The organism is Agaribacillus sp. DX54, from assembly GCF_056858335.1.
Genome location: NZ_JBXEQE010000018.1, coordinates 57,634 through 72,781, shown reverse-complemented (window position 1 = coordinate 72,781; position 15,148 = coordinate 57,634). Strand labels below are relative to the sequence as shown.

The window sequence follows — 15,148 nt, the reverse complement described above, 5'->3', positions numbered from 1 at the left end:
ATTTAAAAAATAAATGACCTTACAACAGTTACAATATGTCGTGGCACTTGACACCCACAGGCATTTTGTAAAGGCGGCAGAAAGTTGTTTTGTAGCGCAACCTACCCTCACGCTGCAAGTAAAAAAGCTGGAAGACCAAATTGACTTGTTAATATTTGACCGGTCGGTCCAGCCCATGAAGCCTACCCCCATGGGACAGGTTTTTATCAGCAAGGCCAGACAGATTTTAAGAGATGTCGAACAACTCAAGCAACTGGTCAGTGACGAAAAATCCGACATGCAAGGAACGTTTAAGATAGGCATCATACCGTCGTTATCTCAATACCTGTTGCCGCTTTTTCTGGCTGACTTTTCCCAACAATTTCCACAAACGAATCTTGAAATAAAGGAATGGCAAAGTGACGGTATTATAGAGGGTTTGCAAAATGGCTTACTGGATCTGGGCATTCTGGTCACGCCCCTGGAGGAATCGTCCTTAAGAGAAATTCCCCTTTTTTACGAACCTTTCCTGGTGTATGCCAATAAACACAGTGAATTGCTGAAGGAGCAAAGGGTAAATTTGGGAGATATGGACAAGGACGGTTTATGGTTGCTGGAAAAAGGTCACTGTTTCAGAAATCAGATTTTAAACATATGTGCCAACCGGGAGGAATCGAAAACGCAGCGAAATATCCATTTTGAAGGAGGCTCGCTGGAGACATTAAAAAGGATGATTCAAAAGATATCCGGATACACCCTGATACCGGAGTTATCATTTGACCCGTATCCGGATGGAGACTTTACCCGCAGGTTTAATGAGCCGGAACCGGCAAGGGAAGTGAGTATTGTGGTGCATAAAAGTTTCACAAAAGAAAATCTGATCACCTCCCTGAGAAAGTCCATTCTCAAGTTTACACCGGAAAGCTTCAGGAAAAACAATCGTTTTGTAACCGTCAAGTGGCGGTAATATTTGGTGGAAATGGTCTGCCAAATGTAAATGCTACCGGGCTCTCTCCCGATTCCTGCAGGTTTTTTAGTCGCTCTTTGGCTTCTTCTATTGTGGGAAGGTGTCCCTTTTCGATCCACCACAAGGCCATGTGGGCCGAAGGCATCTTTTCAAACCAAAGGTTGCGTTTTTTGAGGATTTGCATGTGACCGGATTTGAAGACAAATGCCTTCAAATCCTCTAAAGTTTCCCATACAGACATATTAACGATGATCAACGGATCACCGAAAGCAGAATGTCCGTGGCATTGCCCGATTCATCTTTGAACCGCCAGACAAATCCCTTACTCGCTTCAGCCAGGGCATTGATTCTGTCCAGATTATTGGCAAATTCGGCAATCTCAGGGTGATCGATGGGGTACTTCAGTTTTCCGATATTCAATTGCGCCAAATGATACATTGCATGATATAATGATTAAATTCGAATAGCTAAAGTAAAAGAGATTACCGGAGCAAATCAAGTAGTTACTTTTTGCTCCCAAAGGAACTAAAAAGTATCAATTATGAGTATGAACCCGAATAAGCGATGTGCCGTCATAGAAACTTTAAAAGTTTTTTCCGCCAAGTGGAAACCCTGTATCCTGAGCTTTTTGTTTAAGGGCAATATGAGGTATGGAGAACTGCAACGCCTGATCCCTGATATTAGCCGCAAAATGCTGACCCAACATTTGAAAGAGCTGTATGCAGATGGGTTGATTGAAAGAAAATCCTTTCCCACCATTCCGCCGAGGGTGGAATACGCCATCTCGGAAAAAGGCAAAGCTTTACAAGCTGTGTTCAGGGAGTTAAACCGGTGGGGCGTTGAGAATCTGGCCCATGTTTGTTCAACCGAGGAGATGACTACTTCCTGGCCCCGGCGTTGACAGCTTTAGTATCATCCTCCCCCGGAAACAGGCCTTAAAAAATTTCTGCATACATGATTGGCGACATTCATGCCTTGTTTCAACCCTTCATCAGTAGCAAACCTGAAATGAAATCCATTCATGATCCTGGATTCCGCGCATTTTAATGCAGCATCGAACACGTTGGTGTATGTTCGTGTTCTGGCATTTGGCAGGGCGGTTATGGACTCCATCGTAAAAATGACTTCCGGCGTTCCATACACATATGCAATGATCTCAGCACCACCCCCTCCCACCGCCGCATGGGCCGAAGGATATTCAGGCCAGGGCGGGGTCAGCATCTCAGGTATCCAAGCGGGATCTGCCTCCGTGCGCTTATTGCCATCCTGATCTCCCGCCCTGATCGCAGTGTAGGGGCGCCAGGTATCATAATGGTATTTGCTATCAAATGAAACAAGATAGGTATCATAAATATTCATATTGATCAACGCAAACATCCTGGCTGTTTCCAATACGCCCAGATTTCGTTCTTTAGCGGTGATCCTCCCAATTCTGTTCCAACTATGCTCTGCAAATTCTGCCCACCAATGGGCCTAGTTGGTTTTATCCTCTGATCTTACTTTGCTGTTCCTGGCGCCGTACGTTTTCACCTCATTGTATGAGTCAGCATATTTTTTGCTGTTTAACGCAGGGGGATCGGGGGATCTGAATTGTGTGACCGAGTCTAGTGTAAATGGTTTTGCATAGGAAAAATCGGGTTTCCAGACCCAGTCAAATTCCGGCGTGTACTGATAATCTCCCGGTTTGGTCATTGGCGTGTAATCTCCTTGTTTTTCATGCCCGTCGCCTGCTCTCATTTTTATGATAGCCCGGGCAGACAAACTTCCGAGTTCCAGTCCCAATTGTTTTGCGGTTCCTTCTTTTATGGTGGCGAGCCACTGGTCGCAGATCAGATTTATGGTATCTGACCTGTCTTGGTATATTGCCGACAGCACTGTTTTGGCAGCCTGAGCAGCCGCAGCGGTAGGATCTGCCTGAGGGTGTGAACCCTTGTAAGCATAAGGTTCATAAGTTGTTCTCTATGGCGTTAAAAGCATCATGAATCGCCAAATGCGTCATAGTCAATGCCCTGACACCAATGAATGACAGAAAATAGTCATGCTCATTGGCGATTGTATAAGTGAGATGATTAAGTGCTATGACCAGATTATTGTCCAGATGCTTGAATACCCGCCTGTTGATGGTTTCAGAGGTTCTTGTCTTGCGTTGACAGCTTAACAGGGATAATAATATCAGAAAGTAAATTGCCGGCAACAATAGTCTTTCGAAGAATAATTTGGTATACTTCAGGAATAAGTGCATGATGTAAATAGTCCTGTTTCAAAAAACAACCAGTCAGCCACTGGTAAATGCCTTTTAGGTTTTATGATGGTTTTAGAGGCAGGTAACCCGGGGGCAATTAAAATAACAATGGGAAGAATGAAAATGGAGTGGGTTTATTGTTGCTACCGATGATAATTACTTGTTTATCTTTTATAATATCTTTTTGAAGGTTTGTAATGAAGCCTATGCTTTAATGTTTTTTACGAAATTTTTGAGTTTTGATTCCGGTTTTATACGGAATTGTAATCGGGAACACATAGGGTGGTCTTTTGCAAATTTTTAGAGATGAATTACCTAAATTTAGCAAGTTAATTTTAAATGATCGAACGCTATGAAACACGGTTTTGCACTTTTTGTTTTCTCCTTTTTTACAATGGCACAAGCAGCGGCACAAAATAATAACCTGGAAAAGGCTACATCCGGCGAAGAACTACCTTACTACCAGATTCCTTCCTATCCGGAGACTTATACTCCGGGCACCGTAGCAGCCCGTATGATAGATGCGCTTGGTTTCAGGTATTATTGGGCTACCGAAGGGCTCAGGGAAGAGGATTTGAAATTCAGGCCCAATGCACAGGCCAGATCATCTATGGAAACCCTGGATCACATACATGGTCTTTCGAAAGTAATTGTGAATGCCTCTGACCAAAAAGCCAATGAACCGGGCCCGGATGAAAAGCACCTTACTTTTGAGCAAAAAAGGGCCAAAACCCTGCAAAACTTTAAAAGGGCGAGTGATTTGCTAAAGGCGCATGGAGGCCATGAGGTAGAGGATTTTAAGATAGTTTACGGAAGCGGTGAAAAAACCACTGAATTTCCTTTTTGGAATCTCATAAATGGTCCTATAGCAGATGCCATCTGGCATGTAGGACAAGTAGTCTCGTTCCGGAGGTCATCCGGAAACCCGTTTAATTCCAAGGTAAGTGTCTTCCATGGGAAATTGACGGAATAATCCGCATTTCCACTCCAGCAAGGACATTTTACTTTCTGCATGATACTTTCCTTTTCCCGGGTGCAATAAAAAATTCTTAGGAGATGAAGTCCATTTCTGACAAACTTTCTGTTGCCTGATGTCATAAATAGCTGTTATGGTAAAGATTACGCAGTATTATGTAAGGTTGTACCGGATTTGACACATTCGGTTTTTCCGATAAAAAATCATTATTGTTGACTTCCAGTGATAAATACAGAACAAAGGTCGAGGTAATCGATTTTTTCTGATGTTTTCTCGAAGGGGTATTTTGAATCTAAAGGGAAAAAGACACATGTCATGAACTGCAGGTAATTTTTAACGCTTCATATAACAAATGCACTAATTTGGCCGCCAATTAAGGAACAAAATGATTTGGATATTATGGGATTAGGAAAACTTACAAAAAAAATGAATAAAGGTATAACATTATTTTGTTTGTCTCTTTTGTTACTTAGCTATGATGGAATTGCGCAAAAGTTTTATTCGAGGGCTGGTGGCGAATATAAAGTTCAGGGTGGTAAGACCAACTTTATAGATACTGATCCTAACGACAGAACTTTTATGAGCCCGGCACCGGTGATTGATCCTGGATTTTCTGGTGTTAATCCTACTACCGAACCATCAACTGATCATCCTGCTACGTTGCCATTGCATTATGCCAATGCCAGCAGTGTGGGAGTTACTATGAATTTTTAACGTTTGTCAATCCTTTTATAAACTAATAGACCAATAATCAAATGGCCATTCAACCCCATGAATGGCCATTTTTTTATGCTTTTTGGTGATAAATAATCAACAATTACAATTATCTTTTTTAAATTAGATCATCGATCTGATATTACTGGATAATAGCTATACCACCTTATGAAGAAAACTGTCGAAAACACCCCATCCATTCTAAAGCTGGATCGCAGAAGTTTCCTGAAAAACACCTCCATAGGATTTACAGGCATTATGTTGGGGATGCAGATAGGTTGCGGGCCCCGGGAAAAAGAGTTTTATTCCGATGCAGCATTCAAACCCAATGTTTATCTGAACATAAAAGGAAACGGCGAGGTGGTCATTGTTGCGCATCGTTCGGAGATGGGTCAGGGCGTGCGTACCGGTTTACCTTTGATCGTTGCTGACGAGCTGGAGGCAGACTGGCAAAAAGTGAAAATAGAACAGGCAGTGGGTAACGAGGAAGTCTACGGTAACCAAAATACCGATGGCTCGTTTTCTATCCGAATGTTCTACATGCCTATGAGAAAAGCTGGTGCGGTAGCCAGAATGATGCTTGAGCAGGCAGCGGCGAATCGATGGCATGTGGAGGTAGCCACCTGCAAAGCAAAAGACGGCGAGGTGATTCATCAAACATCAGGTAAAAAACTGAGCTTTGCGGCACTGGCCGAAGCAGCCTCTTTACTGGAATTGCCCCGGGAAGAGGATATTCGGTTGAAGCCGGCGTCTGAATTCAAATACATCGGCAAAGGGTTGCCTATCGTGGATCTCCATGATATGGTCAGCGGAGGGGCTGTTTATGGTATGGATGCCAGGGTGGAAGGGATGAAAATCGCTATGATACAACGATGTCCTGTGGCCGGTGGCAAGGTAGTGAGTGTGGATGACAGTGAGGCTTTGAAAGTGCCAGGTGTACAGAAAATATTTACGCTTGATTCCCCTGGGTTTCCCACCAATTTCCACAATCCCCTGGGTGGGGTAGTAGTAGTGGCTGACAATACCTGGGCGGCGATGCAAGGGAGAAAGGTATTGAAAATCGAGTGGGATTATGGTGTGAATGCCGGATATGACTCGCACAAATTTGCGCAGCAAATGGAAGCCGATGCCAAACGAACCGGAAATATTAAACGTGAACAAGGCGAAATAAAAAAAGCGCTCAAAGCTGCCGGTAAGATGGTAGAAGCCACCTATAGTGTTCCCCACTACGCCCATGCTACCATGGAGCCTCCATGTGCGTTGGCTAAAATGGAAAACGGCAAATGTGAAATATGGGCACCTACCCAACATCCTCAATGGGCTAAGGGAGTAGTGGCCGAGGCGTTGGGAATAGAGGAAGAAGACGTTACTATCCATGTTACGCTTTTAGGAGGGGGTTTTGGCAGAAAGTCGAAGCCCGATTTTGTGGTGGAATCAGCAGTTATCGCCAAAAATTGTCAGTGGCCGGTCAAACTAATCTGGACCAGAGAGGATGACATTCAACATGATTTTTATCACTTTAATAGTGTGCAGCATGTAAAAGTAGCGCTGGGTAACAACAACGATGTGTTAGGGTGGAATCATAAGACGGTGTTTCCACCGATAGGTGGAACGGCCAGTGCCGATGTAAAGGAACCTTCTTTTGAGCTGGGTTTGGGTTTTGTCGATTTTCCCTACAACATACCCGCTATACGCCTGGAGACCCATGAAGCCAAAGCGCAAATCAGGATTGGCTGGCTGCGGTCTGTGGCCAATATTCAGCATGCTTTTGCCATCGGCAGTATGCTTGACGAGGTGGCCGAGGCAAGAAAGGTCGATCCTATCGACAACGCCCTGGAACTACTGGGAGAGGATCGCCATATTAACTTTAATGACTTGGTAAAAGACTTTTTCAACTATAATGAAAAACTGGAAGATTTCCCTTTTAACACGGGTCGTTTAAGGCATGTAATCAATATGGTAAAGGAAAAATCAAGTTGGGGAAAAGACCTGCCTTCGGGGAGAGGACAAGGGTTTGCCGTTCACCGGAGCTTTTTGACCTATGTAGCCTGTGTGGTAGAAGTATCTGTTGATAACAATGGAAAGATTTCAATACCCGAAGTACATTATGCGGTGGATTGTGGTGTACCGGTAAATCCCGACAGGGTAAGGTCACAGTTTGAAGGCGGTGCTATTTTTGGTACGAGTATAGCCTTAAAAGGCCAGATATCGGTAAAAGACGGACAGGTCGAACAAAGTAATTTTCACGATTACCCATTGGCCAGAATGCCCGATGGGCCCTATGACATTCAGGTACATTTGGCAGACAGCCGGGAGAAGCCTACCGGCGTAGGAGAACCACCTGTACCCCCCTATATCCCGGCACTTTGCAATGCTATTTACGCAGCCACAGGCAAAAGGGCCAGGAAGTTACCGGTAAGTCTAACCTAGTTAATAGTTAATTTTTTATTCAAATGTATTTATTAGGATACGATATCGGCAGTTCTTCCATTAAAGCTGCTCTGGTGGCCATTGAAACCAGACAAACCGTGGATGTGGTTCAACATCCGGAAACCGAAATGGAAATTGCTTCTGCGGCTCTGGGTTGGGCCGAACAGCACCCTGATACCTGGTGGGAAAACCTTGGCAAGGCTACACACAAACTGTTAGCGGCCAACCCCCAGATCAATCCTGGCGAAATAAAAGGGATTGGCATCGCCTATCAAATGCACGGCTTGGTGATCATAGACAATGAGAAAAAAGCGTTAAGACCTTCTATAATCTGGTGTGACAGCCGTGCGATCGAAATAGGCGATGAAGCTTTTCACAACCTGGGGGAAAAGCGGTGTTTGGAGTCACTGTTAAACGCACCCGGGAACTTCACAGCTTCCAAGCTAAAATGGGTTAAAGAAAATGAACCGGAAATCTATGAAAAGGTGGACAAATTCATGCTTCCGGGCGACTACATCGCCATGAGAATGACCGGCAGGATTTTGACCACCATGTCCGGATTGTCTGAGGGCATTATGTGGGATTTTAAGGGAAATAAACCGGCTTCGTTTTTATTTGATTACTATGGCATTTCAGAAGATATGCTCCCTGAGGTGGTAGCTTCCTGTGGCGACCATGGGGAATTGACGGAGCAGGCGGCTGCGGCTCTGGGCCTGAGTGCCGGAATACCGGTTACATACCGTGCCGGTGACCAGCCCAACAATGCCATGTGCCTCAATGTGCTGGAACCGGGAGAGATAGCTGCTACCGGGGGAACATCAGGTGTTGTATATGGCATAACCAACAAACCTGTCTATGATCCCGAATCACGGGTAAACGCTTTTTTACATGTCAATCACACCATTGAAAAGCCGAGAATCGGTATTTTGCTCTGTATAAATGGGGCAGGGATACAATATAGCTGGATCAAAAAACAAATGACGCAAAACGGCGCCACCTACGAGGAACTGGAAAAGATGGCACAGGCCGTTCCGGTCAGTTCGGATGGGTTAAGAATTATCCCGTTTGGCAATGGTGCCGAAAGGATTCTGGGCAACAAGAATATAGGTTCCCACTTTGTGAATCTTAACTTTAACCGGCACAAAAAAGCCCATATGGTCAGGGCTTCCCTCGAAGGGATAGCTTTTTCATTTATTTATGGCATTGACATCCTTAAGGAGATGGGCCTTGACATTCAGTTGATCAGGGTAGGAAACGACAACCTGTTTCAGTCTGAGATCTTTTCACAGACAGTAGCCAGTTTATTGAATTGTGATATCGAGGTGCTTGATACAACCGGTGCCGTAGGAGCCGCCAAGGCCGCCGGTATCGCTCCCGGTTATTATCAGGACCTCAGGGAGGCCAATGAGGATTTAAAAGTAATTAGCCGTTTTGGTCCGGATAAAAACCAGGGCATCTATCGGGATGCCTACCGGGTTTGGAGAAATGATTTGGAAAAAATATTTAAATAACTATAGAAAAGTATGAGCAGTATCAGTAATTCAGCCGAAACATTGCCAGTGATCATTGGCGAGAAAGAATATTTCAGCGGCATTGACAAAATATCTTACGAAGGAAGGGAATCCGACAATCCGATGGCCTTTAAATATTATGATGAAAAAAGGTCAGTGGCCGGAAAGACCATGAAAGATCATTTTAAATTTGCCGTAGCCTACTGGCATTCTTTCTGCGGCACCGGCGGCGATCCTTTCGGGTTACCTACCAAAAATTTCCCATGGTTATCATCCAATGATCCTATACAGCAGGCAAAAGATAAGATGGACGCGGCTTTTGAATTTATCACCAAATTATCGGTTCCTTATTACTGCTTTCACGATTTCGATCTTATCGAGGAGGGGGCATCACTGAGTGAGTCTGCCAGGCGGCTGGAAATAATTTCTGACTATGCGCTGGAAAAACAAAAGATGTCAGGCGTGAAGTTGCTTTGGGGTACCGCCAATCTTTTTTCTAACCCGCGGTATATGAATGGCGCCGCCACCAATCCGGACTTTGCCGTAGTAACCTATGCAGGGGCGCAGGTTAAGCATGCCATCGATATTACCATCAAACTACAGGGCGAAAATTATGTTTTCTGGGGCGGAAGAGAAGGCTACATGTCATTGCTGAATACCCATATGAAAAAAGAGCTGGATCATTTTGCCACATTTTTGCATATGGTCAAAGACTACGCGCGCAAACAAGGTTTTACCGGTAATTTTTTCATTGAGCCCAAACCTATGGAACCTTCAAAGCACCAATATGATTTTGATGCTGCTACGGTTATTGGCTTCCTGCGACAATATGATCTGATGGAAGACTTTAAATTGAATCTCGAGGTCAACCACGCTACGCTGGCCCAGCATACCTTTGCTCATGAACTGCAGGTAGCAGCAGATGCAGGCCTGTTGGGAAGTATGGATGCCAATCGCGGTGACTATCAAAATGGCTGGGACACAGATCAGTTTCCCAACAACATCTATGAATTGGTGGAAACACTGCTGGTATTTTTGGAAGCAGGTGGACTACAAGGTGGTGGCGTCAATTTCGATGCAAAAACCAGGAGAAATTCCACTGACCCGGATGATCTCTTTCACGCCCATATTGGAGGTATGGACGCTTTTGCCCGGGCTTTGTTAATTGCTAACGAGATTTTGGAAAATTCCAGGTACAAAAGTTTGAGGGAAACAAGGTACGGTTCTTTTGCTGATGGAGAGGGCAAAACCTTTGAGGAAGGTAATATGACTCTCGAAACCCTGGCCGATATTGCCGGTCGAAATGGTGAACCACCACTTACAAGCGGAAAGCAGGAGCTGTACGAAAACCTGATTAATCAATACCTTTAAGAACAATATTTCCGAAGCGTTAACAGATGATGGTTCGATCGATCCCTCACCTGAAAACCAGATGACATAAAATAATTAGCTCCGGGCACTTTTGGTTGTTGAACAAGGTTTAACAGCAAAATAATTACCGAATGCCGCGTGCGTTTAGCGCAGCCGGATGTTATTTTTGCAGAAAACCATCGAACACCTGCCAGAACCGCTCCTTCATGGCTTCCACATCGATGGAAGTATAGGCATAGATGGGACGGTCCAGGTTATCATAGGGGCTTTGTACTTTGGATCGATTGGCCAGTTCCGGATAAGCGATTGCCAGTATGATGGCAATGTCCCACATGGTCCAGTGTTTTTTTTCCTTATCGTTTTGCTGCCAGTAACGATGATAGGATTCCCAGCGATTCACCAGGTAATCTGCTATCCCACCTTTTCCTTTCAGGTGGAGATCGACTTCGGCTTTATCGAATACCAGGTGTTGGGAAGTCGATGCGGTCATGACATGGAATTCCAGGTCGTGGGTGTTGATCAGCAAATTCACGGCATTAGGGTCATTGTTGGTATTGAATTCGCGCTTATTCCATGTACGTGTTTCCGGGTGGTGCCAAAAGCCCAGGTAGTTGGCAGTTACTTTGGGAATGATTTCCGGTGCCATAAGAACCGCCGAAGCAAGGTTAGTGGCCGGACCTAATACCACGACATTGAGTTTTTCCCCGAGGGGTGTGGCTTTGGCCTGTTCTATGATAAAAGCAGCCGCATCCGAAGGTTGTGGACGAAAGGTATTTACCATGGGTAAGTTTGAGCCTTCAGGGTGCGGAATATCTTCCATGCCCATCAATGACAGTATTTCTTCATTGAGCCTTTGACTTTCCCCCACTGTATCGTTGGGTGCATTCGGATGGGTATGCCACTGTGCTGAAGTGATTCCTGCCACTTTCAATCTTGGCTCAATAAGTGCGATGGCAATGGCATACAGATCATCGACCTCATTGCCTGTATCGGCGTCTACAATCAATCTGACAGGCGATTCCCCGACATTACCCACCGGAAAGGCACCAAAAGCCGGATCTGTACCTAGCAGCCAGGTCATCAGGCCGGCTTTGCCTGTCCGGGCAAAAAAGGTCCTGCGTGAATACATTTCCATAAGGTAAATATATTCCTTTCTTAAATTAATCCCCTGGCCTGAATGATTTTTTAACATTTGACAGAAATATTGCTACCTTCAATGCTTGCCCTTCCTGTTGATGAGCGAGAACACCGTAAGTACCATAATGATGACAGAAACTACTACAGTCCAATCATCCATTTTTCTTGATTCGGCATACATCTGGTAATCCCTCGGCAAAAATTTTGTTATTAGTGGCCGCCGGAAAAGTTGCGGCCCGGAAACAGAATCAGCATTAGTGCTGCGGGCACATGGCATCTGAATGCTATGAGCAGGTTAATGGTTCCAATTGATAAAATCCGATGTTTAATTCCCTTCGGATGCTTTTGACAGTTTTTTTAGTCCGGATTTACATTCGTCGCATCCATGTGTGCTTTCCCCAAAACAGCATAGCCTCATACATCAGGTGTATCACCTTTTCTTGCAATAGCCTTAAAGAAGGTATAACAAAAGGTACCCCCTCTCTCTGCTGTTTTAAACAAATCTTTGATACCTTTCTGCATCGCTTCCTTACTGATGATCTTCCTGGCTATGGCTTCCTCTGAAATCCCTTTGATCATGGCGACGAAAGTATTTTTAATAAAACCCTCCGTTAACTGTGGTTTGGAGTCGTTCACATATACTTGCCGGGGTGATACCTCAATATCGGTATATCCTGTATCAAGAAGCAACGGATACAGTTTTCTGCCAATATTGGCATCACAACCTGTCTGGCTTTGCAGGGTTACCTGAGCGTTAACGGCTTTTATCGCCGCCGAACTTTCGGGATGAAAATAGGTCGAGCCATGATCTCCCTCGATTACCGTAATTGTTCCCTGGGGTTTAAGCACTCTATACAACTCGAGTAATGCTTCTGAAGGATGGGACAAATGTTCCAGTAAGAAACAAACGAAGATATGATCGAAATGGTCATTTTCATATGGCAAATCCTGTATATCTGCTAACCGGAACATTACATGCTCAATATTCAGCTCATTGACCGATTCTTCGGCTTTTGCCAGGGATGCAGGCGATAGATCAACAGAGACAAAAGTAGATTCCGGGTTTTTGGCAGCTATGATCCGGGTCTGTGCCCCGACGCCACAACCCGCTTCCAGAATCAATGACCCTGGTTGCCATTTTGAATCCCAATGTAAAAGTTCGGACACAGTGTTGGCCTGGTCATTTAAACGGGTCGTTTCATCCTGCGAGTATCCGTGAACGTAATTTTTCAGGTGCTCTTGATTTATTTCCTGAATATTATTTTCTACGCGTTGCAATTGCTCGAGAATCTCTTTGCTGGCGTCCCGCAGCTCCTTGCCGGCCAGTGTGAACAGCAACTTGTTATTTACCCGGTGAAATACCTTGATGCCGAGACGCGATTCCAACTCTTTAAGCTGATGACTCAACGCGGATTGAGTCAGGCAAAGCCTGTCAGCGGCGTTTTTCAGAGTTCCTACTTCAGCAACCGCATCTATCAGTTTTAAATGACGAATCTCTATCATTGAAATGGTATGGAACAGGTATTCTAAATTAGGAGACTTTATTGAAAAAAGAAGCTTATGAAATATGAAAAGAATTCATGTTATCAGTGAAATTTGTTAACTGAACATACAAATCTCATAGACCTGGTAATCCGGAAGATTTCCCGGAAAGTCATGATAAGAAATAGAAATCATTCATTTAAAGTGTATATTGAATGATAAAATGAGATTTGCAATCCTAAATTCCAAGAAGTGATAAAGGTAAAGATGAAATAATTAACATCCTTAGTAAGTTTTTATAGAGGTTGGTTGACGCCAGAAAAGTGAGCATTTAAAGTAAGTACAAGTTTGAAAAAGGAAGTATTGATAGTATTGGGCGCCCCCAACTCCCCTTCCGGTGAGTTAAGCAGCATAGCTATCAGCCGTCTGGATTGTTGCCTTGGTCTTTATTCAAAAGGAAAATCAGTATTATGCACAGGAGGTTGGGGTAAACATTTTAATACTTCTAATGAAGCACATTGTGTTTATGCCAAGAGATATTTAATGCAAAAAGGGGTTTTGGAAAACGATTTTTTGGCATGTGCGTTGTCAAAAAATACGGTTGACGACGCTATAAAGATAAAACCTATTGTTTCAGCCTTGGAAAACCCCGATTTAAAAATAATCACATCGGCTTTTCATATGGAAAGGGTGCAGGTGATTTTTAATGAAATTTTAAAAGGCTTTAACTGCAGCTTTATGAGTGCACAGGATAATTTAGGAAAGGCACAGTTGCAGCGACTCATAAAACATGAGAAAAGGGCGATAGCATTAATCATGAAGAACGGATTATACTATTAGCTCCTGAAATAAAGTAAAGTCCTTTTTCTTGAATACAATTCATGCGATCACTGCAACGCTTTACCGGGAATTAATTAATATTGCAGTAATACAAAAATTGAGGGAATTACTTGGCCCCTTCGGATTTTTCAAAAAAAGCTAAAGGTAAAAAAAGCATGCTAAGGTTAGCGTTGACCGTTTTACTATTGGCAATCCTGATGATAATTTTATTTACCCCGGTAGATGACACGTCATTTCGGGAATCGGATTTTTATCAGGACACCATGGAGGGGCTTGACAGTGTGAGGAATGTACTGGATCGGCAGCCATCCGGCAAGGTTCATATTGGGTGGGGACAGGCAAGCATTACACCGGAAAGTCCTGTCAGACTTACCGGAAATCATTGGCAGCCTTTTGATACCATTTATGACCCCGTTTATGTGAGGAGTTTCATTTTTTCCAACGACTACCATAAAATTGCCCTGATCAGTTACGATTTATGGATTGTGCACCCACAACTTGCCAAAGCAATATCCAAAGCGGTCGAAGCCACGGATTTGGGGATTACCGGGATTTATTTTACAGCCTCACATACGCATTCGAGCGTGGGTGGCTGGGGCCGTGGTTTACTGGGAAAACTGGTGATGGGAGGTAATAACCATAAAATGGTTGATCTTCTGGTGCAATCGACCTTAACATCACTCGAAGCCGCTAATACAAATATTGAGGCCTCAGTGATCGGTTTTGGGGCGGTGTCGACATATAATATGGTTATAAACCGGTTGGACCGGGATGGCCTGGTCGATGATAAGATAAGGTTGTTGAAAGCAAAAAACCGACTTGGCGAACAGGCTGTTTTCACCACTTTTTCTGCTCATCCGGTGTATATGGATAAAAATCTCAATGCCCTGTCATCTGATTACCCCGGCCCTTTACTGACTTATGTCAAAGAATTGGATTCCATCGGCTTTGCCTCTTTTGGCGCCGGGGCCATGGGCAGCCACTCTCCGGTCAGGGCCGGGCCGTTTGTGTATGAAAACTTGCTGCAATACAGCCGCCATCTAAAAGATTACATTGCAGGGGCGGAGGATGGAATTACCATGGATTCTACCGACATCCTGCGATTTGCGCAGTGGCCTGTCACCATGAGGTCGCCGCATTTCCGCATAACTGATCACTGGAGGGTGAGGTCCTGGTTATTTCATGCGGTTCTGGGAAAAAATACAGGATATATCACTTGTCTGAGAATTGGCAATACAGTGCTTGTCGGGTTGCCTGTTGAACTTTCAGGGGAGTTTTACTCGCAGTTCGAGGCTATCTGCAGGCAGAAAGGCATTTCTTTAATGATCACCTCCTTTAATGGAAATTATCTTGGGTACGTAAACCCTGAAAAGTACTATTTCACCATCAGCAAGCCCGAAACCCGTGAAATGAATTGGTACGGCCCCCAGGCCGGGGAGTACATTGTAGCATTAGTGAATGAGCTCCTGGCCATAATCTGAACAAGTACGGAATTTATC

14 protein-coding genes and 1 pseudogene are annotated in these 15,148 nt (G+C 44.3%); 9 read left to right on the top strand and 6 right to left on the bottom strand.

Annotation, left to right across the window (positions count from 1 at the left end):
• Nucleotides 1-13: 13 nt before the first annotated feature.
• Nucleotides 14-946 carry a LysR substrate-binding domain-containing protein gene (locus AC04NP_RS18500; RefSeq protein WP_482861413.1) on the top strand — a complete coding sequence of 311 codons (933 nt, stop codon included), beginning with the start codon at nt 14-16 and terminating at the stop codon, nt 944-946.
• On the opposite strand, the pseudogene AC04NP_RS18495 reads toward AC04NP_RS18500, so the two are convergent.
• A pseudogene (locus tag AC04NP_RS18495) lies at nt 933-1,384 on the bottom strand (DUF3291 domain-containing protein). The gene AC04NP_RS18500 and the pseudogene AC04NP_RS18495 overlap by 14 nt on opposite strands.
• Nucleotides 1,385-1,487: 103 nt before the next feature.
• On the opposite strand from AC04NP_RS18495, the gene AC04NP_RS18490 reads away from it, so the two are divergent.
• Entirely contained in the window at nt 1,488-1,847 is a 360-nt protein-coding gene (locus AC04NP_RS18490) for a winged helix-turn-helix transcriptional regulator (RefSeq protein ID WP_482861412.1), read from the top strand.
• Between the two features lie 11 nt (nt 1,848-1,858).
• Here AC04NP_RS18490 and AC04NP_RS18485 read toward each other — a convergent pair whose 3' ends face one another.
• The 3 genes from AC04NP_RS18485 to AC04NP_RS18475 form a co-directional block, all read right to left on the bottom strand.
• Nucleotides 1,859-2,338 (bottom strand): vanadium-dependent haloperoxidase, encoded by a 480-nt coding sequence (locus tag AC04NP_RS18485; RefSeq protein ID WP_482861411.1) that lies wholly within the window; start codon nt 2,336-2,338, stop codon nt 1,859-1,861.
• Between the two features lie 81 nt (nt 2,339-2,419).
• Nucleotides 2,420-2,821: a hypothetical protein gene (locus AC04NP_RS18480; RefSeq protein WP_482861410.1), complete on the bottom strand. Its 402-nt coding sequence runs from the start codon at nt 2,819-2,821 to the stop codon at nt 2,420-2,422.
• 70 nt (nt 2,822-2,891) lie between these two features.
• Nucleotides 2,892-3,188 carry a hypothetical protein gene (locus AC04NP_RS18475; RefSeq protein ID WP_482861409.1) on the bottom strand — a complete coding sequence of 99 codons (297 nt, stop codon included), beginning with the start codon at nt 3,186-3,188 and terminating at the stop codon, nt 2,892-2,894.
• 352 nt (nt 3,189-3,540) lie between these two features.
• Between AC04NP_RS18475 and AC04NP_RS18470 the strand changes: the two genes are divergently transcribed.
• The 5 genes from AC04NP_RS18470 to xylA all read left to right on the top strand — a co-directional run bounded on the left by AC04NP_RS18470 (nt 3,541) and on the right by xylA (nt 10,190).
• Complete coding sequence (locus tag AC04NP_RS18470; RefSeq protein WP_482861408.1) at nt 3,541-4,161, top strand: hypothetical protein; 621 nt, start codon at nt 3,541-3,543, stop codon at nt 4,159-4,161.
• Between the two features lie 402 nt (nt 4,162-4,563).
• Nucleotides 4,564-4,878, top strand: a complete 315-nt coding sequence (locus AC04NP_RS18465; protein ID WP_482861407.1) for a hypothetical protein — start codon at nt 4,564-4,566, stop codon at nt 4,876-4,878.
• Nucleotides 4,879-5,046: 168 nt separating this feature from the next.
• Nucleotides 5,047-7,308, top strand: a complete 2,262-nt coding sequence (locus AC04NP_RS18460; protein WP_482861406.1) for a xanthine dehydrogenase family protein molybdopterin-binding subunit — start codon at nt 5,047-5,049, stop codon at nt 7,306-7,308.
• 23 nt (nt 7,309-7,331) lie between these two features.
• Nucleotides 7,332-8,819 (top strand): xylulokinase, encoded by a 1,488-nt coding sequence (locus AC04NP_RS18455; RefSeq protein WP_482861405.1) that lies wholly within the window; start codon nt 7,332-7,334, stop codon nt 8,817-8,819.
• A 12-nt stretch (nt 8,820-8,831) separates the two neighbouring features.
• On the top strand, nt 8,832-10,190 hold the full coding sequence (gene xylA, locus AC04NP_RS18450; RefSeq protein ID WP_482861404.1) for a xylose isomerase: 1,359 nt from the start codon (nt 8,832-8,834) through the stop codon (nt 10,188-10,190).
• Between the two features lie 160 nt (nt 10,191-10,350).
• Here xylA and AC04NP_RS18445 read toward each other — a convergent pair whose 3' ends face one another.
• Nucleotides 10,351-11,382, bottom strand: a complete 1,032-nt coding sequence (locus tag AC04NP_RS18445; protein ID WP_482861403.1) for a nucleoside hydrolase — start codon at nt 11,380-11,382, stop codon at nt 10,351-10,353.
• Between the two features lie 359 nt (nt 11,383-11,741).
• Complete coding sequence (locus AC04NP_RS18440; RefSeq protein ID WP_482861402.1) at nt 11,742-12,830, bottom strand: methyltransferase domain-containing protein; 1,089 nt, start codon at nt 12,828-12,830, stop codon at nt 11,742-11,744.
• A 327-nt stretch (nt 12,831-13,157) separates the two neighbouring features.
• Here AC04NP_RS18440 and AC04NP_RS18435 point away from each other — a divergent pair, with 327 nt between their 5' ends.
• Nucleotides 13,158-13,649: a YdcF family protein gene (locus tag AC04NP_RS18435; RefSeq protein ID WP_482861401.1), complete on the top strand. Its 492-nt coding sequence runs from the start codon at nt 13,158-13,160 to the stop codon at nt 13,647-13,649.
• Between the two features lie 155 nt (nt 13,650-13,804).
• Nucleotides 13,805-15,130, top strand: a complete 1,326-nt coding sequence (locus tag AC04NP_RS18430) for a neutral/alkaline non-lysosomal ceramidase N-terminal domain-containing protein (protein WP_482861400.1) — start codon at nt 13,805-13,807, stop codon at nt 15,128-15,130.
• Nucleotides 15,131-15,148: the final 18 nt, after the last annotated feature.

Bases quoted from the DNA above. Each gene is read 5' to 3' on its own strand.
- AC04NP_RS18460 (WP_482861406.1), top strand. From the start codon at position 5,047: ATGAAGAAAACTGTCGAAAACACCCCATCCATTCTAAAGCTGGATCGC.
- AC04NP_RS18465 (WP_482861407.1), top strand. From the start codon at position 4,564: ATGGGATTAGGAAAACTTACAAAAAAAATGAATAAAGGTATAACATTA.
- AC04NP_RS18470 (WP_482861408.1), top strand. From the start codon at position 3,541: ATGAAACACGGTTTTGCACTTTTTGTTTTCTCCTTTTTTACAATGGCA.
- AC04NP_RS18430 (WP_482861400.1), top strand. From the start codon at position 13,805: ATGCTAAGGTTAGCGTTGACCGTTTTACTATTGGCAATCCTGATGATA.
- AC04NP_RS18455 (WP_482861405.1), top strand. From the start codon at position 7,332: ATGTATTTATTAGGATACGATATCGGCAGTTCTTCCATTAAAGCTGCT.
- AC04NP_RS18490 (WP_482861412.1), top strand. From the start codon at position 1,488: ATGAGTATGAACCCGAATAAGCGATGTGCCGTCATAGAAACTTTAAAA.
- AC04NP_RS18475 (WP_482861409.1), bottom strand. From the start codon at position 3,188: ATGCACTTATTCCTGAAGTATACCAAATTATTCTTCGAAAGACTATTG.
- AC04NP_RS18440 (WP_482861402.1), bottom strand. From the start codon at position 12,830: ATGATAGAGATTCGTCATTTAAAACTGATAGATGCGGTTGCTGAAGTA.
- AC04NP_RS18445 (WP_482861403.1), bottom strand. From the start codon at position 11,382: ATGTTAAAAAATCATTCAGGCCAGGGGATTAATTTAAGAAAGGAATAT.
- AC04NP_RS18500 (WP_482861413.1), top strand. From the start codon at position 14: ATGACCTTACAACAGTTACAATATGTCGTGGCACTTGACACCCACAGG.
- xylA (WP_482861404.1), top strand. From the start codon at position 8,832: ATGAGCAGTATCAGTAATTCAGCCGAAACATTGCCAGTGATCATTGGC.